General features: G+C 41.4%; 19 protein-coding genes and 1 pseudogene. 6 read left to right on the top strand and 14 right to left on the bottom strand.

Annotated features, from left to right (window positions below):
- Positions 1–17: 17 nt before the first annotated feature.
- Entirely contained in the window at positions 18–776 is a 759-nt protein-coding gene (locus ACIQXV_RS19915; RefSeq protein WP_402961425.1) for a (S)-benzoin forming benzil reductase, read from the top strand.
- A gap of 33 nt (positions 777–809) precedes the next feature.
- Here the strand turns inward: ACIQXV_RS19915 and ACIQXV_RS19910 are convergent, their stop codons facing one another.
- The 10 genes and pseudogenes from ACIQXV_RS19910 to ACIQXV_RS19865 form a co-directional block, all read right to left on the bottom strand.
- A complete protein-coding gene (locus ACIQXV_RS19910; protein ID WP_402961423.1) occupies positions 810–2,183 on the bottom strand; it encodes an ATP-binding protein in 1,374 nt (457 codons plus the stop codon).
- The gene (locus tag ACIQXV_RS19905) at positions 2,161–2,871 is read right to left on the bottom strand and encodes a response regulator transcription factor (RefSeq protein ID WP_402961421.1); all 711 of its coding nucleotides are present in this window, start codon (positions 2,869–2,871) and stop codon (positions 2,161–2,163) included. The genes ACIQXV_RS19910 and ACIQXV_RS19905 overlap by 23 nt, the downstream gene beginning before the upstream one ends.
- Positions 2,872–3,166: 295 nt before the next feature.
- Positions 3,167–4,687 carry a flotillin lipid rafts scaffold protein FloT gene (locus tag ACIQXV_RS19900; RefSeq protein ID WP_402961419.1) on the bottom strand — a complete coding sequence of 507 codons (1,521 nt, stop codon included), beginning with the start codon at positions 4,685–4,687 and terminating at the stop codon, positions 3,167–3,169.
- 14 nt (positions 4,688–4,701) lie between these two features.
- Positions 4,702–5,247 carry an NfeD family protein gene (locus tag ACIQXV_RS19895; protein WP_402961417.1) on the bottom strand — a complete coding sequence of 182 codons (546 nt, stop codon included), beginning with the start codon at positions 5,245–5,247 and terminating at the stop codon, positions 4,702–4,704.
- 291 nt (positions 5,248–5,538) lie between these two features.
- A complete protein-coding gene (locus tag ACIQXV_RS19890) occupies positions 5,539–6,273 on the bottom strand; it encodes an amino acid ABC transporter ATP-binding protein (RefSeq protein ID WP_402961415.1) in 735 nt (244 codons plus the stop codon).
- Positions 6,274–6,288: 15 nt separating this feature from the next.
- Positions 6,289–6,987 (bottom strand): amino acid ABC transporter permease, encoded by a 699-nt coding sequence (locus ACIQXV_RS19885; RefSeq protein ID WP_402961413.1) that lies wholly within the window; start codon positions 6,985–6,987, stop codon positions 6,289–6,291.
- A complete protein-coding gene (locus tag ACIQXV_RS19880; protein WP_402961411.1) occupies positions 6,974–7,804 on the bottom strand; it encodes an amino acid ABC transporter substrate-binding protein in 831 nt (276 codons plus the stop codon). The genes ACIQXV_RS19885 and ACIQXV_RS19880 overlap by 14 nt, the downstream gene beginning before the upstream one ends.
- Positions 7,805–7,958: 154 nt before the next feature.
- Positions 7,959–9,382 (bottom strand): annotated as a pseudogene (locus ACIQXV_RS19875) (amino acid permease).
- Between the two features lie 329 nt (positions 9,383–9,711).
- On the bottom strand, positions 9,712–10,533 hold the full coding sequence (gene nadE, locus ACIQXV_RS19870) for an ammonia-dependent NAD(+) synthetase (protein ID WP_402961409.1): 822 nt from the start codon (positions 10,531–10,533) through the stop codon (positions 9,712–9,714).
- A 43-nt stretch (positions 10,534–10,576) separates the two neighbouring features.
- Positions 10,577–11,638, bottom strand: coding sequence for a serine hydrolase domain-containing protein (locus ACIQXV_RS19865; RefSeq protein WP_402961407.1), 1,062 nt, complete (start codon positions 11,636–11,638; stop codon positions 10,577–10,579).
- Between the two features lie 393 nt (positions 11,639–12,031).
- Here ACIQXV_RS19865 and ACIQXV_RS19860 point away from each other — a divergent pair, with 393 nt between their 5' ends.
- On the top strand, positions 12,032–12,544 hold the full coding sequence (locus ACIQXV_RS19860) for an acyl-CoA thioesterase (RefSeq protein ID WP_402961405.1): 513 nt from the start codon (positions 12,032–12,034) through the stop codon (positions 12,542–12,544).
- Between the two features lie 173 nt (positions 12,545–12,717).
- Here ACIQXV_RS19860 and ACIQXV_RS19855 read toward each other — a convergent pair whose 3' ends face one another.
- From ACIQXV_RS19855 to ACIQXV_RS19840, 4 genes are all read right to left on the bottom strand, one after another.
- Entirely contained in the window at positions 12,718–13,692 is a 975-nt protein-coding gene (locus tag ACIQXV_RS19855; protein ID WP_402961403.1) for a cation diffusion facilitator family transporter, read from the bottom strand.
- A gap of 129 nt (positions 13,693–13,821) precedes the next feature.
- Positions 13,822–14,055 (bottom strand): hypothetical protein, encoded by a 234-nt coding sequence (locus ACIQXV_RS19850; RefSeq protein WP_402961401.1) that lies wholly within the window; start codon positions 14,053–14,055, stop codon positions 13,822–13,824.
- A gap of 73 nt (positions 14,056–14,128) precedes the next feature.
- Positions 14,129–15,139: an AI-2E family transporter gene (locus ACIQXV_RS19845; RefSeq protein WP_402961399.1), complete on the bottom strand. Its 1,011-nt coding sequence runs from the start codon at positions 15,137–15,139 to the stop codon at positions 14,129–14,131.
- 78 nt (positions 15,140–15,217) lie between these two features.
- A complete protein-coding gene (locus ACIQXV_RS19840; protein ID WP_402961397.1) occupies positions 15,218–16,228 on the bottom strand; it encodes a polysaccharide deacetylase family protein in 1,011 nt (336 codons plus the stop codon).
- 330 nt (positions 16,229–16,558) lie between these two features.
- Here ACIQXV_RS19840 and ACIQXV_RS19835 point away from each other — a divergent pair, with 330 nt between their 5' ends.
- From ACIQXV_RS19835 to ACIQXV_RS19820, 4 genes are all read left to right on the top strand, one after another.
- On the top strand, positions 16,559–16,780 hold the full coding sequence (locus ACIQXV_RS19835) for a hypothetical protein (protein ID WP_402961395.1): 222 nt from the start codon (positions 16,559–16,561) through the stop codon (positions 16,778–16,780).
- A 75-nt stretch (positions 16,781–16,855) separates the two neighbouring features.
- Positions 16,856–17,491, top strand: coding sequence for a DUF2085 domain-containing protein (locus ACIQXV_RS19830; RefSeq protein WP_402961393.1), 636 nt, complete (start codon positions 16,856–16,858; stop codon positions 17,489–17,491).
- A 366-nt stretch (positions 17,492–17,857) separates the two neighbouring features.
- Positions 17,858–18,310 carry an arginine repressor gene (argR, locus tag ACIQXV_RS19825; protein WP_402961391.1) on the top strand — a complete coding sequence of 151 codons (453 nt, stop codon included), beginning with the start codon at positions 17,858–17,860 and terminating at the stop codon, positions 18,308–18,310.
- 23 nt (positions 18,311–18,333) lie between these two features.
- Complete coding sequence (locus tag ACIQXV_RS19820; protein ID WP_402961389.1) at positions 18,334–19,032, top strand: Crp/Fnr family transcriptional regulator; 699 nt, start codon at positions 18,334–18,336, stop codon at positions 19,030–19,032.
- Positions 19,033–19,084 lie beyond the last annotated feature (52 nt).

Genomic DNA, 19,084 nt, shown 5'->3' with positions numbered 1-19,084 from the left:
TAAGGGGGAGTTTTATCATGAAATATGCAATCATTACTGGGGCATCAAAAGGGTTGGGCGAGGCGATTGCCAAGCGGCTCATTCAGGAACAAATCGCCGTTGTTTCTGTTTCTCGGACAGAAAATAAGGAAATCAAAAGTCTTGCAATCGAACAAGGAATAGACTATAAACACGTTTCCTGTAACCTTTCATTAGAAAAAGAAGTACAAGAAGTCTTTATGGAGATTGCCCATTGTATTTTTCAAAAGGATCCGAAGGAAATTCTTTTATTTAATAATGCCGGTGTGATTGAGCCCATCCAGACAGTTGGTAATTTAGATCAAACTCCTGTTATTCGGAACATCCAAGTCAATTTAATCGCACCCATGCTTATTACTAATTTATTTTTCAATAAGGCACAGTTAACCAACACGAAGGTAACGGTGATAAATGTTTCTTCTGGTGCAGCGGTTCGTTCGATTGAAGGCTGGAGTGTTTATTGCAGTTCCAAGGCTGGGATAAATATGTTCACGCAAACCGCCGCAATCGAGCAAGCAGAAATGCAAACCAACAATAAGATTATCGCCTTCAGTCCTGGGGTGATGGATACGAACATGCAGGAAACCATCCGGTCGTCCAGCAAGGAAGCGTTTAAAGACCTGGAACAATTCAAGGAATTTAAGGAAAAGAACATGCTTCTAGCGGCAGATTTAGTGGCGAATGCTTTAGTGGATCTCGTTCTAAGCGATAGTGTTGAAAGTGGAAAAGTGTATAATATTAAGGAACTATTAAAATAAGGCAAAAAGGCCGCTTCGAATAGGAGCGGCCTTTTAATCTTCCTGCGGAAACCACAAGGTTATGCTGGTTCCTTTATTCATTTTGCTTTTTACCTTTATGACTCCTTTATGGGCATCCATTAACGCCTTTACAATCGAAAGGCCGATGCCGACGCCGCCTGTTTTGCGGTCGCGGGATTTGTCACCGCGGTAGAAGCGCTCGAAAATATGCGGAATATCATCCTCTTTCATGCCTGAGCCTTCATCTTGAATCTTAAAGCCGACATAACCTTCCTTTTCCGTAACCACCGATATCGTGACATTCTTTCCTTCCGGTGTATATTTCAAGGCATTATTGAGGACATTGGAAAGGATTTGCATCAAGCGATCCTTGTCCGCTGCAAACATTTCCTCCTGGGCAGGTTCTTCAATTTGAAGTCCAACACCCTTTTCTTTAAAAATCGGCAAAAAAATTTCCCATAACGCCGCTAAGACGCTTCCAGCTTCCAGTTCCATTTTTTCAAGCCGGATTTGCGGGTTCTCGGCGGCAAGCAGTTTTTCTAATTCATTCACAAGTCTTACAAGGCGCATAAGTTCCTCGTGACTTACCACCAGCCGCTGCGGAGTTGGGTCCCAAATTCCGTCCTGAAAGGCTTCAATTTGACTTCTTAATGTTGCCAGCGGTGTCCGCAGCTCATGAGCCAGGTCACCGGTAAATTGCTTCCGCAGTATTTCTTCCTTTGCCAGTGATTCGGCAAGATTATTGAAGGATATCGCAATTTGCTTTACCTCAGTAGGCAAGCCTGATAATGGAATGCGAATATCAAGGTTATGCTGCTGCAGCTCACCCGCTGCAAACGACAGCTTCTTCAATCCGGAGGTTAGTTTTTTCGAAAATATCATACTAAAGACTATCGCTAACAGAATCGTCAGGCACACGGCTGCCAAAATATACAATTGGATGGTTTGGATAAACGTGTATTCATCGTCAATTAAGCCTTCCGGGTAGATGGCAACCAGCTTGCCAATAATGGCATTGTCGACTTTTAGTGTATAGGTTTTGGAGTGCCACTCTTCCCCATTCGGCTCTGGTTCAGTTAAGCCAAAACTATTCAACATACCGCGAATATTGGACGAATCCATCTGGACCTGCCCAAAGCGATCAAACAATTGAAAATAAAGCTGGTCGGTCATCGCATGCTCGTGCAGTAGTCCAAACACCGGGTCACTCGTAAAATGGCCATTTTTTCGGTAATCCTTCTCAATTTCTGTGATAATTCTATCAATCTTTTTTTCGCGATTACGGTCTAAATAACTATTAAAACTCTCTTCAAAGCCATATTGGATAAAAAAGCTGACAATTAAAATCCCGATCATTGAGATTAGGACTAAATAGAACAGGATCTTAGACCGGAGCGTTTGCAGCATCAAGTACCCCTCCAAATTTATAGCCCATCCCAAAAACGGTCACGATGAAATCCGGCTGCCTTGAGTCTAGTTCGATTTTTTTGCGGAGGTTTTTGATATGGGTATCAACACTCCGTTCATAGCCTTCATAATAGACCCCTTCATCTTGAATCTTTTCCAGTAAATCCATTCTGCTGTATACGCGCCCGGGGTTGACCGCCATATTCGTTAGCAGCTTATATTCAATCGGAGTTAAGGTAACATCCCCACCGTTTACTGTTACTCCTTTTTTAATTAAATCGATGGCTAGTTTTTTTCCGTTGAATTCAAGGCGTTCGACTTTTTCCGTCTTTTTCACGCGCCTTAAAATGGCTTGGACACGGACAACCACTTCCCTAGGACTGAATGGCTTGGTTAAATAGTCGTCTGCTCCCATGACAATGCCGTTGATGCGGTCATCCTCTGCAGATTTGGCGGTAAGCATCAGGATGGGTACGTCCGATTCTTTTCGCACTAAGCGGCATACCTCTTCCCCGGAAATATCAGGCAGCATTAAGTCTAAAATGATTAGGTCAGGGTTTATTGTTTTAGCCTTTTTCAAGGCATCAATTCCATTATCTGCGCTATGAATTTCATAGCCTTCTCTCTCTAGGTAAGCTTCGAGAACTTCTATGATTCTACGTTCATCGTCAACTAATAAAATCTTCATGAATCACCACTCCCCATACCATTACTATAGCATCTCAGGTCTGTGATTTTTGTAACTTCACAAATTTACCACAACTTCTTCATAACATCTTCAATTTTTCCCGTTAAGATGTAATTGTAGTTAGGAAGAGGCGATAACCTAAAGGACCCCCAAAACTTTGAGTGATCACCTCTTTGATGCAGTACATGGTTAGTGACCATCTTACTCCATCCCAAATTTAACCTCTCTCTTAATATAACAAAGGGTGCCCCGCATATCGGGACACCCTCTTTTTTGATTCTTGTGGAATTCCTATTTATTCGTCTTTCTGTTTAACCTGTTCTGTCAGCTCTTCAATGCTTTTTCGAACATTGCCTTTACCGGAGTAGTTTTCGATCAGCTCTTTTACATCGATCCCGCTTGATGCCTTTAATGACTCTTGCAGGCTCGCCATTAAGTTGGTCGCATAGCTGGTAATTTTATTGGCACCGCCATTTTCTCCTGAACCGCCGCCAGTATCGACAACGGTAATTTTATCAATATTAGATAATGGGGCTGCCACTTGCTTCGCATATTCCGGAAGCATTTTGATGACCATGTCGAGAATGGCTGCTTGACCGAATTGCTCGAATGCTTCGGCGATTTTCTCCTTCGCTTCGGCTTCTGCCAAACCTTTTAGGCGGATAATTTCTGCTTCTGATGACCCTTGCGCCTTTTGAGCTTCTGCTTTGGCAAGACCATCGAGGCGAATCCGCTCTGCTTCCGCCTTTGCCATCGCTTCGATACGGTATTTGTTTGCTTCAGCTTCCGCGATTTCTCTTGCCTTGTTGGCGGCTGCGGATTGCTCAACAGAATAACGGTCGGCATCGGCCTTTTTCTTTACTTCTGAATCATATTGACGCTCACGGCGTTGGATTTCTTTTTCTTCTAATTCAATTTGCTTTTGACGCTCGATAATTTTGATTTGCATTTCTTGTTCCATTACGTCCTGCTTTGATCGAGCCGTTTCAAGGTCATACGCTTGGTCGGCCTTTGCTTTTGCAATATCCTGCTCGCGGCGGAACTCCGCAATTTTCAGTTGATTAATTTTTTCCGCTTCAGCAATTTCTGTTGCCCGCTCTAATTCATTACGTTTGGCTTCTTTAGAGGCTTCGGCTTTTTTGATACGGGTTTCTTTTTCCGCCTCAGCTGTAGCGATATCGGCATCCCTCCGCACTTGAGCGATTCGCGGTTTACCGAGGGAATCCAAGTAGCCGTTTTTATCACGGACATCTTTAATCGTGAACGAAACAATGACGAGTCCCATTTTTGCAAGATCCTGTGAGGCAACTCTCTGAACCTCTTGAGAAAATTTATCGCGGTTTTTATAGATTTCTTCAACAGTCATCGAGCCGAGAATTGATCTTAGGTGGCCCTCAAGAACTTCTCTTGCTTCGTTTTCGCGGTCTTCCTTTGGCTTTCCAAGGAACTGTTCAGCAGCAGTAGCAATTTCACTAATTGAGCCGCCGATTTTAATAATCGCGACGCCATCAGCCATTACCGGCACACCCTGTTCGGTGTAAACCTCTGGTGTAGTAACTTCTAGTTTACTAGATAGCAAGCTAAGCGGTTTTGCCTGCTGGAATACTGGTAAAATAAAGCTACCGCCGCCGCGGATAATTTTAATTTTATTACCAGCTTCGTCCACGTGGACATTCCCGTTTCCGAGATAACTTCCCGTTACGATTAATGCCTCGTCCGGCCCGGCAGTTCTGTACTTGGTGACAAAGACACCAAGTAATGCAATTAAAATAAGTGCGACAATCCCAATAATAATCCAAATAATGCTAAATTCCATTTTTTAAAACCCCCTTATAGAAAATTCTCTAATTTATGATGAACCGATACTTCCAATACCCCATTTTTCACTTGGACGACGAGGACATTCGTGCCATTTGGAATTTCGTCACCATCAAAGCTTGAAGCTGGTTTTGCAATTCTGCCACTCGTACTGTCGATCATCACTTCGCCGTAACCGTCAGCAGGAATCGTCGTAATGACAGTCCCAACCCGGCCTTGCAAATCAGATTCTTTAAAGACGAGTGATTCCTCCGCAGAAGACAACGGTACGAGAACAAAGACGTTGAGTAAGGTAACAACAATTAAAGCAATGACTGCCGAAATCGCCAAAATGAGTAAATAATGTACTGATGATAGCCTTTCTAACAAGTAGCCGCTTGCCGACAGAATGGTCACGAAGGCAAATAGTAAGACAGGGTTAAGGAAGTGCATCCCGCCGTCCCCGGCTCCGTGAAAATGAAATACGTCTGCAAATAAAACAAATAAAATCGTTAATACACCCGAAATGATTAATCCATACAAATAAATCGTTTCTAAGGGTATGCTGAAAGGTTCCATGTGCATCAATCCTTATTTTTTATTGTGGTAAAAATAACAAAGGAAAGTGTACGGTTAGGCTTAGGAATTCAAACAAACTCAAGCATGGTGCATCCTTCCCTTCCTTCGAGTTATGTATGGTAGGTAATACGGATGAACATGAAAAAGGTTTCACACTTAAGACAATTTTATCATTTTTTGCCAATTAAAAACATAACAATCTTCGACAATTTTTAGAAAGTTGTCGGGGAGGTAACCGCAAGAAAGGTTTACACACAAAAAAATGCCGTAGCCACTTGAGGCTACAGCACCTTACTGAATCATATTCAAAAACTTCTTTGTTCGTTCTTCTTTTGGATTGGTAAAAATCTCTGCCGGCTTGTTTCGTTCGACTATAACACCGTTATCCATAAAAATAACCTCGTCGGCAGCATCGCGGGCAAAGCGCATTTCATGGGTGACCACAATCATTGTCATCCCTTCCGCGGCGAGATCCTTCATTACTTTTAATACCTCACCGACCAGTTCAGGATCTAATGCCGAGGTTGGTTCATCAAACAGCATGACTTCCGGTTCCATCGCGAGCGCACGGGCAATCCCGACACGCTGCTGCTGGCCGCCTGAAAGCTGAGCGGGATAATAATCCTGCTTTTCACCAAGACCAACCTTTTCTAACAGGGCCGAGGCTTTTTTGCGGGCAGCCGCTTTACTCTCCCCTTTTACCACCACCGGTCCTTCCATGACGTTCTCAAGGGCAGTTTTATGGGGAAAAAGATTGTAGCCTTGAAAAACCATACCTGTTAAGCGGCGGAACGAAGTGACCTTTTTTTTCGGCACGTCCTTTGAAAAATCCAAACTTTGGCCATCGATGGAGATCGCACCTTTAGTTGGGATTTCTAACACATTCAAGCAGCGGAGCATGGTGGTCTTCCCTGAACCGGACGGGCCGATAACAACCACCACTTTCCCTTTTTCCACCTCGAGGTCAATACCCTTTAAAACCTCTAATTGACCAAATTGCTTATATAAACCTTTAATTGAAATCATCATAAAACTCCCTTACTATGATGCGTAACGGTCCAGTCTCTTTTCCAACATTCCTTGGATCACGGATAGGAAAAAGCAAATCACCCAATAAAAGAGTGCCGCTTCACAATAGACCAACAAAAACTCATAATTGGTTGCAGCGATTTCTTGGGCCCGGCGAAACATCTCTGTTACAAGCACGAGTGAAGCAAGTGAGGTATCTTTTACAAGACTAATAAATGAATTTGATAAGGGCGGAATCGATACCTTTGCAGCCTGGGGCAAAATAATTCTTTTTAATGCTTGTGTATAGGTCATACCAATTGAAAAGCCGGCTTCCCACTGACCTTTTGGGATCGAAAGAATCGCAGCTCGAATCACTTCTGATGAGTACGCGCCAACGCTTAGAGAAAAGCCAATAACCGCAGAAATAAAGGGATCAAGTGTAACCCCGATATTTGGAAGCCCATAAAAAATGATAAATAATTGCACCAATAATGGTGTTCCCCGAATAGCAGAAACATAGACCCTTGCAATGATTTGAAAAACCTTCACATGAGAAATCCGGGCAAGGGCAGTCAGAACAGCCAAAATCAACCCCACAATAAACGAAATAATCGTTAACGGGATGGTGTTCATAATTGCACCCTCCAGCAGCGGCTGGAGGGAGGTTTTGGCAATATCGATTAATCTTGCTGTTCGTTCGGGGTCAGCAAAAATACTATTTAAGTACATCTACACCAAACCATTTCTCAGAGATTTTTTTGTACGTGCCATCATCGACCATATCTTTCAATGCCTTATTTACTTCATCTACAAGTGAGTCATTTTTCTTTCTGAACATAAATGCGCTTGATGAAGCATCATCGGCAGTTGCCACAATTTTGATTGGTGCATCAGGCTTTTGCTTTGTATAATCTAAGAAGGCAATTTTATCATTGACTGTCACGTCGACACGTTTTTGAGCAAGCAATTCCACCGCTTGTTGAAAGCCTTCTACACCGACAATATTAGCACCGTTCTTTTTCGCTATATCGGTATAGTTACTTGTCAACGATTGGGCGGCATTTAATCCCTTCATGTCTTCAAACGATTTTACTTTATCATTGTCTTTTGCGGCTATTACCACAGCAGAAGACGTAATATAGGGATCAGAGAAATCGTATTTTTCCTGACGATCAGGACGAATTCCTACTTGGTTAGCTATCATATCAAAACGCTTGGCATCAAGACCGGCAAACAAGGAGTCCCATTGGGTTTCCTTAAACTCTGCCTTCACACCTAAACGCTTGGCTACCTCTTCTGCAACCTCAACATCAAATCCTGTTAGCTTGCCGCTTGCATCATGGAACGTAAAAGGAGCATATGTACCTTCAGTACCAATAACAAGCTTTCCTTCATCTTTCACCTTTTTCAACAAATCCTGACCAGCCTTATCAGCCGTCTTGTTGTCAGATTTATTTTTATCGGCATTATTATCCTTCGTACCGCATGCTGACAGAACAAACATAAAGCTTAATAATAAAGCAAAAATAACCGTTAGTTTTTTCATATCGTACTATTAACCCCCTAATTCTGATTGTTTTTCTAGGATTTAATAATCATATTATATCGATTACATCCTGTCAAAAGAAATATTTCAAAAAGAATAAGTTTATTTTACCCTTTTATAAAAAATAAAAACCTATCAGGAAATTTCTGATAGGTTATGCAGATAAAACTTCTTTTTTCTTGACTCTAGGATACTTTTTCAAAAGTGGTCTGTAAAAAAGAATACCGCTTGCGATTAAGATAATGCCATACGTAAAGGTTTTTAGGTCTGCTGTTCCAGCGATAATTATCAAGTAGAATAAACCGTGGAAAGAAGCGCAATCACACCATCTGTGATTCTGGAACGATTATCTTTATACGTTTCTCCAATCATCACCAATTTAAGCTGGTAAATGGATGAAATAAAGTATGGCACCAAATAAGCTAGCGTGGCAATCACGATAATAAAATCAAATGCCCCTGATATCGACTTCGAAACCGTTGAAAAAATAAATAACTGGCCAATTCCATTTGTTAGAAGCAGGGAAAACGATGGTAAGCCCTTTTTATTTTCTTTTAAGAATGCCGGAAGAAATACTCCCTGCTTTGCTGCCTGATACGGTACTTCCGCACTCAGCATCACCCAGCCAATCGTTGATCCAAATAAGCTGATTAGGCCAATTCCGGCAAGCACCTTGCCGCTAAGCGGTCCTAAAACAGATTGAATCGCATCAATCATTGGTTTGTCAGAGTGGATGAGCGTGTTTTGGTCTATCATTCCCATCACAAGCGTGCTGATCCCCATGTAAATCGCGAGGGCAATAAATAAACCAAGAATGGTTGCCCTTTTTACATCTGTTTGTTTCTTCGCACGGCCGGCAAATACAACCGCTGACTCGATGCCGATAAAGGCCCATAATGTGTTAACTGCTGCATTGTTGACTTGGGACATCATCCCCAGGGCATGTCCTGCCTCATCTGCCCTCATTGCAGCGAACGGAAGGATATTGCTTTTTTGAAAAGCAAACAACCCGATGATGATAAATAAGAAAAAGCCGATGACTTTTGCTGCTGTGGCAACAAAGTTTAATTTGCCGGCACTTTCCATTCCGCGCAAAATGATCAAGTGAATTCCCCATAACATGACGGTACAAACGATAAATGTTAATCCATTTCCGACCATGACCGTGAATCCGCCGATAGTAAACCACGGGGTTTTACTTGTTAAAATCGGAAAGAAAGTGGATAAGTAGCCTGCGAAGGTTGTAATAACCGCAATAATTCCGGCAACATTCCCAATCCAGTATCCCCAAGACGACATAAATCCTGATAGCGTTGATGCCTGTGAGCCTGATTTAAACAGCTCCTTGGCATAAATTTGCGGGCCGCCTGTCAGGTTTGGCTTGCGAGTGGCTAAATTCCCAAACACAAGCGCGATCATCAAAACACCGAAGCCCGTTAGCAGCCAGGCCATGATGACCCCCGCCGGACTAGATGCCTCTGATAATGATCGTGGCAGCATGAAAATTCCTGAACCTACCATATTTCCAACGACAAGTGCCGTTAATACCCAAAACCCTAATTTATTAGATTTCCCCATTGTGAGACTCCCTCTCGGTGCAACTCTCTCTTTTATGATTTCCGAATAATAATTATGGTACTAGGATACGCTTGGGCCAACCCTATGTCAATAGAAAATTTTATCGTGATAAAGCATTAGAGAGTTGAAATATTTAATAAAAAAAAGGGACTGACCAGTGTGGCCAATCTCGCTTTGATAACTGTCCAGCTCCAGCGCCCAGCGTCTAGTAGACTTCGCTCTTCTCCCTACGATAAGTCAACATCGGATCGCTAACGCTCTCCGTGTTTCCTTTATCTCAGTCGAAGCGCTCCAGTCTATACGCCGCTAAACGGACGCTTCCACTTTTCTTATTTCCACCATTCATCAAACATACTCGCAGGAAGTCTCCGCTTATGTTCTGTGAGGATGTAGCGCTTTTCAACCTTTTCCGCAACCTCTTTAGAAACAGGTTTCCCTTCGAGGTAATCATCGAGTTCATCATAGGTGATGCCTAATTCTGTTTCATCTGCCTGGCCGGGTTTTTGATCGAGCAAGTCAGCAGTGGGAACCTTTAAATACAAGCGCTCATCCGCCCCCAACTCTTTCAGCAATGCTTTACCCTGACGTTTCGTTAGGCCTGTCAACGGCAAGACATCAGCACCGCCATCCCCATACTTTGTATAGAAACCCGTTACCGCTTCCGCCGCATGATCGGTACCGATGACAAGCAGCCCCTCCATGCCGCCGATGGCATATTGAGCAATCATTCTCATCCGCGCCTTGACGTTGCCTTTTTGATAATCACTGAGCGGACCGCCTTCGTAACTCTGGTCATATTCCCTTTGCACTTCATCAACAGGCGTCTTGATGTTAAAACTTGTTTCACGATCTGCGCGAATAAAATCTAAAGACAGCTTGGCATCATCCTCATCCTGCTGAACACCGTACGGAAGACGGCCCGCAATAAACAAAGCATCCGTTCCCTCACTGCGCAATTCCTCAACAGCCAGCTGAGCAAGGCGTCCGGCAAGACTCGAATCCTGGCCGCCGCTGATCCCTAAAACATAGCCTTTTGCCTTCGTTTTTACCAGATAATTTTTTAAAAAATCAATCCGCTTGCGAATCTCCTCTTTTGGTTGAATGGTCGGGGAGACATTTAACTCCCTCATAATCTGTGCTTGTAAACTCATCCCTTGAGCCCCCTAGCTAAATTCAATTGATATATGTACTTTATCATAAATGTCTTTCATTCATCATCATATAAATATCCTTGGCAACCTGATGGATGTCAATCCTTTTGTCACGCACATTTAAGAGGATTGCGATGGAGGTTTTATTTTTAAAATAAACATGAAGCGACTCCCACCCGCCTATGACACCCCGGCTATAAACCTTAGAATCTGTAACATAAAGTCCTAAACCATAGTTTGATTTCGGTCCCGGAGTCAGCATTTCCTTTAAACTTTGTTTAGAAACAAGCTTTCCGCTCAGTAATGCTTCATCAAATAAACATAAATCCAGGACAGTGGAATAAATATCACCGTAACCAAAAAGCATATTAGTGTTCAATGGCTTAGCAGGGATCAATTGGTTCCCAAGCTTTAAATAGCCTGTCGAAAAAACCGTCTGCTCGTCCGTAATAAAACCTGAATGTCCCATCGAAGCCTTATTGAATATATTTTTCTGTATGTAGTCATGGAGCGGTTCGCCGGACACTTTTTCCACAATAAGCCCGAGGGCTAGATAATTGATATCATTATAATCCCATTGTGTACCGGCAGGAAAGCTAATCGATGTTCGAGTGATCCTTTTCACCATGTCCGCTGGCTTCTTTTTTCCTGAAGACCAACGAGGCGCTTGGATGCCAGAGGTGTGATTTAATAAATGGATGAGTTTGATGTTCTTCCCATTTGGAAAGTCCGGAATATAGCTTGACACAGCATCTTGGATGGTTAATTTCCCTTGATCCTGGAGCTGCATAATCCCCGTCGCCACCATCAGCTTCGTAATGGAAGCAATCGGGTGGGCTGTCGTTGGTTTGTTTGCAATTTGCCTTTTCCTATTGGCAAACCCCACTCCCTCTTGAAAAAGAATTTTATTTTGCTTTACAACAGCGATGCTGCCATTTACATGATGAAAAATTAAATAGTCTCTTATTGCTTGTTGAATTCCGTTTTCTGTCTTATTTTCATAGTGTGCGGAAACGTTAAAATTCGGTATGAGTTGGCAGCCTGAAATCACGATGAAAATAGAAGGAACAACTAATAATAACCTTTGAAAAATTTTGCCTCCCATGTCATACCACATCTTCCACTTGTGAGTTGTCTATTCATGTGCTTATTATGTATGATTAAACAATGCCTTACTCCATTTTTGGTGTTTTTAGAAAGGTTTTTCGTTTATAGATGTAGTTTTGGGCAAAAAAAAGCTGTTTTGGTAAATAATGTTGTTACTAGCAATATTTTCGCTTCTGAACATTAGTAATACAGTGTAATTTTACATCTTTTTTGCGGACTAATCTTAGATATCGGCGAATTTCCTAAGTATATCAGCGGATTTTCAATTATATCGGCGAATCCAATTAGTATATCGGCGAATTTTGAATTATATCGGCGAATCATAAAAAGCATCAATCGTTTAGAAACGAGCAAAATAAAAAGACTTTATGAACTATTGGAGGTATATAAAATGGAAGCAAAAACATGTAATGAGTCAAGAGTAGTAAGAACGAGCAGGATTTTTCCGAATGATGTCAATAACCATAATACATTGTTTGGCGGGAAGTTAATCAGCGATATTGATATGATTGCCTCTATTTCGGCAGTAAGGCATTCCAGGGCTGAATGTGTGACTGCCTCGATTGATTCTGTCGATTTCTTGAGTCCCATCACACCAAAGGACTCTGTTTGCATTGAAACCTTTGTCACATCAACGGGTAATTCTTCAATGGAGATTTTCGTCAAAGTCATTGCGGAAAACCTTATGTCCGGTGACCGAAAAATTGCCGCTACCGCCTTTTTAACATTTGTCGCGTTAGATGATAGTGGAAAACCGACAAAGGTTCCAGGCATCATCCCTGAAACCGAAGAAGAGAAAAAGCTTCATGAAACAGGAAAGGAACGAGCTGCAAAGCGGAAAGAGCATCGAAAAAGCAGTAAAGAACTGGCAAGTGTGTTTACCACTCATAAACCGTGGGAATAGGAAAAGCGGAAGCGCCCGTTTAGCGACGTATAGCCTAGAGCAATTTGACTTATCTTAGGGAAAAGGGCGAAGTACACTGGGCGCTGGAGCTGGACACTTTTCACGCAATAAAGGTTCGCGCACTTCATGCGCGAACCTATTTTAATTTCACATTTAATTTTTGAATCCATTTTCTATTCTGCCGGCGATTCATTACGTTTTTGCCATGTCATCACGCCGTCCTCTTCATCAAACTCAATCGTGACATCGACGACCCCTTTTTCCGCCATAATTTTTTCCTCTAAACGGTCTTTAATATCGTCGGCCGCGGCAACCGTTAATTTCGGATCCACTTCAATTTCCAATTCAACGTGCAGGTCCTCACCCTCTTTAATGACGGTAATGTCTTGAATATCCTTGACATCAGGGTCTTCCATGACTAGTGCTCCGATTTTGTTTTCCATTTCCTCATCGGCCTGCCCAATAACCCCTGCAGCATTGTCTAAAAATACCTTCCCCACCACAAAGAACATCATCGCTCCAATCAGCATGGAGGCAATACCTTCTAACCGATGGAAATCAGTGAAATGGGCAATGACCACAGCGATAATCGCTAACAAGCCACCCAAGGTTGCGACGAGATCCTCCATGAAAACAAGCTTTGTCGCCGGTTTCGCTCTGCCCAAATTGGCAAAACTTTTTGCAAACACACTCGGGCCGCTTGCTTCCACACCAATATCATGTAAAATTTCCTTCATTGCCTTAAACAAGACAAAGGTCTCAAGAATCGTTGACACGGCTAAAACTAGGATATTGATGATGAAACCGCCGGATTTTGTTGGATGGACAACATGGTGCCAGCCTTCTTTGATCGTTTCAAAGGCCATAATGCCGACAATCAACACTGCCCCCAAAAGGACAAGGTTGACGAGGCGGCCAAAACCATTAGGGTATTTTTCCGTCGGTGCCTTTTTACTTAAGGCAGACCCGATAAACACAAAAAACTGATTAGCGGCATCCCCAAGACTATGCATCGTTTCGGCAAACATCGCGACATTGCCTGTAAACATAAAGGCCACACCTTTAATAATCGAAATAATCGTATTAATAATGGCGGCAAGCATTGCTGACTTATTTCCGCGTTTCAAAAGCTTTACTAATTCTCCCATCGAATCCTCTTTCCTTTTATAAAAATAAATTGGCTACCTTTAATATTTTCTAAAATACCATATTTCATTAATATGTATGTGTTAAAGAAAAATCGGGCCCCATGCCATGTGTGCGGGGCCCATTTTTTATTAAACGTTCTTTACGACCAAATATAAACGGTTATTCCGTTCATTCTGTTCTTCCGCTGATGCTAAATCATATTTTTTCAAAAGATGAAAGACCTCATTTAACAAATCTTGTGTATGTTCTTTTTCAAAAAACTGATTGAATAACGGCTTCATGTCCTCAGGTAAAAATGCGGCTTGGGATTCATATTTACTTTTTACATCTTCCTGCGAGTGATCTAACTTGCATTCGCTCATCCGGCAATCCTCCTTAACTTTTATTACATCTAGAATAACAGAAATGAAAAAAAAGCCCAATGACTGGACTTTTTTACTTAACCTTTTTCGGCTCCGTCACTTCTAATACATCCAAAAGGAACACAAACACTGGTATTCCAATAATCAGTCCCCAGACACCAAAAAAGTGCTCGGAGAAAATTAACACAATGAATGTATAGAAAACAGGTAGATTTGTTTTTGAACTCATTAAATTTGGATTTAAAATATAGGCTTCAATGCCGTGAATGACCGCAATCGCAATCCCGACATAGAGAACCTTGATCATACCGCCAATACTATAGGCGATAATCACAAGCGGGATTAACGAAATAATCACACCAGCAACCGGGATTAAGCCCAAAACGAAAATCATAATCGATAATCCGCCAAGCTGCGGGAACTTAAGCAACCATAAGAAAATGGTTGTTAAGATGCAGTTCACTAAGGCAATGATTAATTGTGCTTCAATTACTTTACCGAACGTTCCAACAAATTTACGGGCAAAAAATTCAATTTCTACATAAATAAATGAAATTTTGCTCGTTCTGAATTTCTTTGTAAATTCAATTAAGCGCGGTTTTTCTAAAAGGCAGAATAAACTCAACAACAAGGCCAATAAAACTTGCAAGGTAATTTTACTAATATCAGTAAAATACTTAATTAAGAAGGTAAAGCCCTGCTCCAAGTAACTGGAAATTTTATTTTCTTCCATTTGGCTTACCACATAATTCAAGACGATATTATCATGGTTCGAAGTGTAAAATGCCGTTAATTGCTTGATTAATTGGGTAATTTCACCGGCAATCATCGGCAGATACATGACCAAACCATACGAAAACAGACCGACAATACAGGCATAGGATATGATCACGAGCAACCTGCGATTAAGCGGAACTTTCCTCTCAATGAATTGAACCAGCCGATCCATTAAAAAAGTAAAAATGAACGTGAGTAATATTAAATTAATCATTGACCTCATTGCATATAAAATGATCGCAATTAAAACAAAGATGGATATTCTTTTAAATCCGCTGCTCTGCAAAAGTTTATTTATCATAAGCAATTATCGAACCCCATTATTTTTACTATTCGTGCATTTTTATTATATCAAATATATAGGTATTCTGTCCTTTTTAACATGCTATCTTGCACTAAATTGAACAGGTGTCATGGAACTGTCGATTGCCTTGCCTTCATAGCCTTGTTTACTTAAATAATCAAGCAGCGCCGGCAGATGGGCAAGCGTTTCCTGTCTCTCGTGTAAAAGAATCACAATTGGCCCATTATGGTCTGCCAATTTATTTAATTGCTCTATAACACTGTCAACATAGCGGGCATCCTTATAATACCAGTCCTTACTGTCAATATTCCAATCCCACATTAAATATCCGTTATCCGTAACCGCTTGTCGGTATTCCGGTGTCATATAAGGAACACTTCCATACGGGGTTCTCATGATATACGAATCGACGCCGGATATTTCTTTTAGTGTGTTCCGGTTCTGTGTTAGTTCCGAGATGATCGAATCCGCTGAGGCATAAAAAACTTTCTGGTTGTGGGATACGCTGTGAAGGCCTACTGTTTCCCCATTCTGAACCATCAATTTTACTGCATCAGGATATCTGCGGATATTCCCGTCAATCATAAAAAATGTCGCTTTGAACTGATACTGTTCCAAAGCAGCAATGATGTCACCCGAAAAAGGTGCCGGACCATCATCAAATGTTAAATAAACCGTCTTATTATTCCCCTGTGGCTGTGTATTATTTTGTTCTGGCTGGGCTGCATTCGATTCCTTTTCCGGTGGCTGAGGAGTTGCTGTTTCTTCTGTGGCAGGTTGTGCTGCGGCCGTTTCAGTAGTATTGGTTTCGGGCACTTGGTTTTGTTGATTTCTCCAAGATATCGCTTTATCTTGCTGCTTGTGCATCCATTCTTTTTCAATCATTAAGTCTTTTGTGTTCCTGACAATCGATTCTGTTGTTGGTCCTTTTGCCATAGCCCGCTTAATAGATTCATTTTTTCCGTGATTACTAGGTTTGCCTGCAGCATTCGCCTGAAAATAATTGCTCACAAAGACCCCTGCAAACAAGAACCCAATCGCAATAATGACGATTATTGTCCCTCTTGACCATCCTCTTTTTCGTTTCCGCATCGTTCATTCCCTCTTCGTTGATTTTTCCTTCCTCCATTATAGACGAATTTCTGCCAAATTTGTTTCTAATCTATTAAAAATATTACAATTCTATTAAATAAAATGGATATTACTAGTTAATTCGACTACGATTTTTGACAAAAACCCCTATTTTCCATATTCACGAGTGATTTGCAACTTTTTACCAATCCATTATAACAAGAAAAAATGGAAAAAGGGGGAGGTCAGGAAAAATAAATCAGAAATTTCAAAAATAGGTACAGGCAAATTCTTGGGGCGAGTTACATACATATCATTGAAGAAGATTTCTTTGTCATGGAGGTGAGATTTGTGTCAGGTGGGCAAAAAGCACTTTACTACATCTTATCAATCCTTATTCCAATTGTCGGAATCATTTTAGGAATTATTTGGATGAATGATCAAGACCCCGAAAAGAAAACCGTCGGCAAAAACTGTTTAATCATTGCCATTGCCGTAACCGTTCTAAGCTGCATCTGCTGGTTTGCTCTCTCTGCCCTCTCGATTGCCCCTGCGTTTATGACGGGATATTAAAAAAGATCGCAAAAATTGAAAGCAAAAACCCAATTCACTTAGAATGGATTGGGTTCATTGTCATCGAGGTGATTTGTGTTGATTCAAGACGTGCTGCACTTCTTCGGAAGAGCAATCTGCCACCAATTAGAAGAACGATCACTTCACACTTCCGGAAAAACACTATCCGTCTGCGCCCGCGACGCCGGGATCTATATCGGGATCTTTTCAACACTGGCTTACTTGCATCTGGTTAAACGGAAGGTGAAAATTACGATTCCCTCGATAAAAATGAGCTTCTTTCTTCTATTATTAATGGCGCCCATCGCGGTCGACGGCACAGGCTCATATTTACATTTATTTGAAAGTAATAATCTAAGGAGATTGGTGTCAGGCACCAGCTTCGGTTTTGTATTGCCTTATTTTCTTTATCCGTTGCTGTCGGCAAAGGCTCTTGAGAATGGGAGTCAGCCGGTTATTGCCGATTGGAAGGATTTTTTTGTTCCTGTGGTTCTATGTTGCGGAATTGGGGGGCTTGTATATTGGGGGAAGATCACCTATATCATTCTAGATAGCTTTATTATTTTGACCGTTATTGTTTGGTTTAGCTTGTGTGGGTCGTTTTTGTTTTCTAGGATTCAGAACATACGGTTACAGTCTGTCTTATCCATCATTTGTGGGGCTGCATTTCTTTCGATACTATCCTTGTTACATAGCTTGGTAATTTCATAAGGTGCCAAAAAAAAGAACAATTTCCTCTAGGAAAACTGATCTCTTAAAAAATTTATTAATCTGTGTTTATGAGATCTATTAATTCTTTTATTTGTTTTAATTTCTGAGGGCTTAATTGATCCTCAGTCAATTCAATTTCCACTTTTAAAATGCTCTTAACGGAATGTTTCTCTTCCGTTTTTTTATTTTTAACTAAATCTTCCACTTCAAAGGTAAATCTTCCTGAGGATTCCTTTGCGATCAGCCCTTTTTATTGAGGAAACGGAAATATTATTGTAAAAATATGTTCACGATTTATACATACCAATTTATAGAAATTGGCAATATGATGTAAGTAAGGAATTCTATAGAAAGCGAGTATTGCCGATGAATAAAGAGATGAGATTGCAAACGATTTCAAGGCTTATCTCTGAGCATGAGATAAAGACGCAGGAAGAGCTGGGGCAATGGCTTTATGATAGTGGTTTGCCGGTGACGCAGGCGACCATCTCCAGAGACATTCGCGAATTGAAGCTGATTAAGGTCCCTTCTAAGGATGGCAATTTGAAGTATAGTTTTAAAATGGATCAGGATCATCTGATTTCTGAGAAGCTACGCCATAAATTGCGGGATGCGCTTGTTGGGATGGAGGTCATTAACTATTTTGTGATAATAAAAACACTGCCCGGCCATGCCCATGCGTTTGGGGCCTTGCTAGATTCGATGGAGATTGATGGAAAAGCGGGAACGATTTGCGGCAATGATACGTGCTTAATTATTTGCCGTTCCCCTGAAGAGGCTGTCGGGATCAAGCAGCAAATCGATTTATTTCAAGAGTAGTCACACGAAAAGGAGAGATTAGTATGCTCAACTCACCTGTGATCAATATGGATGTGCTTGCTGATTTACAGCAATTTGAGGTTTTTTCCTGCCTGTCTGCCAAAACATTAAAAAAATATCTGCCCTATTTTTATTTTCGCAGCTACAAGAAGAACCAATGTCTGTTTATGCAAGGTGACCCGCGCGACAAAATCTTTTTTTTGCTCGATGGGTATGTGATGTTTGAACGGGCCAGTGAAGAAGGCAGCATGCTTTATTTAGACTTTATTAAAAAAAATCAAATGTTTCCGACAGGCGGGATGTTTCAGGACCAGGTTTACCACGACACGGCCATTGCCGTTACCGATGTTCATTTGTACTTCGTCCAAACCCATATCTTAGAGGAGATACTCAAAACCAATCCAAAGCAATTACTCTATATTATTTCGAAACTATCAGATATCCTAAACCTTCATCAGAAACGTGTGCAGCGAATTCTCATTCCACATGCGCAAGAGCGCGTGTTGCATTCGATTCAGTTTTTAATGGAGGATCTCGGGGTGAAGGACGGTAGTGAGGTTGTCATCCCCTGCCCTCTTACAGCCTCTCACATCTCTAAGGTATCCGGAACAACCAGGGAAACGGTAAGTCTGCTAATTAACCAGTTAAAAAGAGAAAAGATTATCTCGGTTACATCCAAAAAAATGAGAATCCATCAACCGGATTATTTTAAAGAACTATAAATGAGGCTGACTCCATTCCGAGTCAGCCTTTTGTTTTGCTTCCGTAATTTTC

The sequence above is a fragment of the Neobacillus sp. NPDC097160 genome, from assembly GCF_044762155.1.
GTDB lineage: Bacteria > Bacillota > Bacilli > Bacillales > Cytobacillaceae > Neobacillus.
The sequence above is the reverse complement of the archived record's forward strand: the minus strand, read 5'-3'. Positions and strand labels throughout refer to the sequence as shown.

Bases quoted from the DNA above. Each gene is read 5' to 3' on its own strand.
- ACIQXV_RS19915 (WP_402961425.1), top strand. From the start codon at position 18: ATGAAATATGCAATCATTACTGGGGCATCAAAAGGGTTGGGCGAGGCG.
- ACIQXV_RS19910 (WP_402961423.1), bottom strand. From the start codon at position 2,183: ATGCTGCAAACGCTCCGGTCTAAGATCCTGTTCTATTTAGTCCTAATC.
- ACIQXV_RS19905 (WP_402961421.1), bottom strand. From the start codon at position 2,871: ATGAAGATTTTATTAGTTGACGATGAACGTAGAATCATAGAAGTTCTC.
- ACIQXV_RS19900 (WP_402961419.1), bottom strand. From the start codon at position 4,687: ATGGAATTTAGCATTATTTGGATTATTATTGGGATTGTCGCACTTATT.
- ACIQXV_RS19895 (WP_402961417.1), bottom strand. From the start codon at position 5,247: ATGGAACCTTTCAGCATACCCTTAGAAACGATTTATTTGTATGGATTA.
- ACIQXV_RS19890 (WP_402961415.1), bottom strand. From the start codon at position 6,273: ATGATTTCAATTAAAGGTTTATATAAGCAATTTGGTCAATTAGAGGTT.
- ACIQXV_RS19885 (WP_402961413.1), bottom strand. From the start codon at position 6,987: ATGTACTTAAATAGTATTTTTGCTGACCCCGAACGAACAGCAAGATTA.
- ACIQXV_RS19880 (WP_402961411.1), bottom strand. From the start codon at position 7,804: ATGAAAAAACTAACGGTTATTTTTGCTTTATTATTAAGCTTTATGTTT.
- nadE (WP_402961409.1), bottom strand. From the start codon at position 10,533: ATGAGTTTACAAGCACAGATTATGAGGGAGTTAAATGTCTCCCCGACC.
- ACIQXV_RS19865 (WP_402961407.1), bottom strand. From the start codon at position 11,638: ATGGGAGGCAAAATTTTTCAAAGGTTATTATTAGTTGTTCCTTCTATT.
- ACIQXV_RS19860 (WP_402961405.1), top strand. From the start codon at position 12,032: ATGGAAGCAAAAACATGTAATGAGTCAAGAGTAGTAAGAACGAGCAGG.
- ACIQXV_RS19855 (WP_402961403.1), bottom strand. From the start codon at position 13,692: ATGGGAGAATTAGTAAAGCTTTTGAAACGCGGAAATAAGTCAGCAATG.
- ACIQXV_RS19850 (WP_402961401.1), bottom strand. From the start codon at position 14,055: ATGAGCGAATGCAAGTTAGATCACTCGCAGGAAGATGTAAAAAGTAAA.
- ACIQXV_RS19840 (WP_402961397.1), bottom strand. From the start codon at position 16,228: ATGCGGAAACGAAAAAGAGGATGGTCAAGAGGGACAATAATCGTCATT.
- argR (WP_402961391.1), top strand. From the start codon at position 17,858: ATGAATAAAGAGATGAGATTGCAAACGATTTCAAGGCTTATCTCTGAG.
- ACIQXV_RS19820 (WP_402961389.1), top strand. From the start codon at position 18,334: ATGCTCAACTCACCTGTGATCAATATGGATGTGCTTGCTGATTTACAG.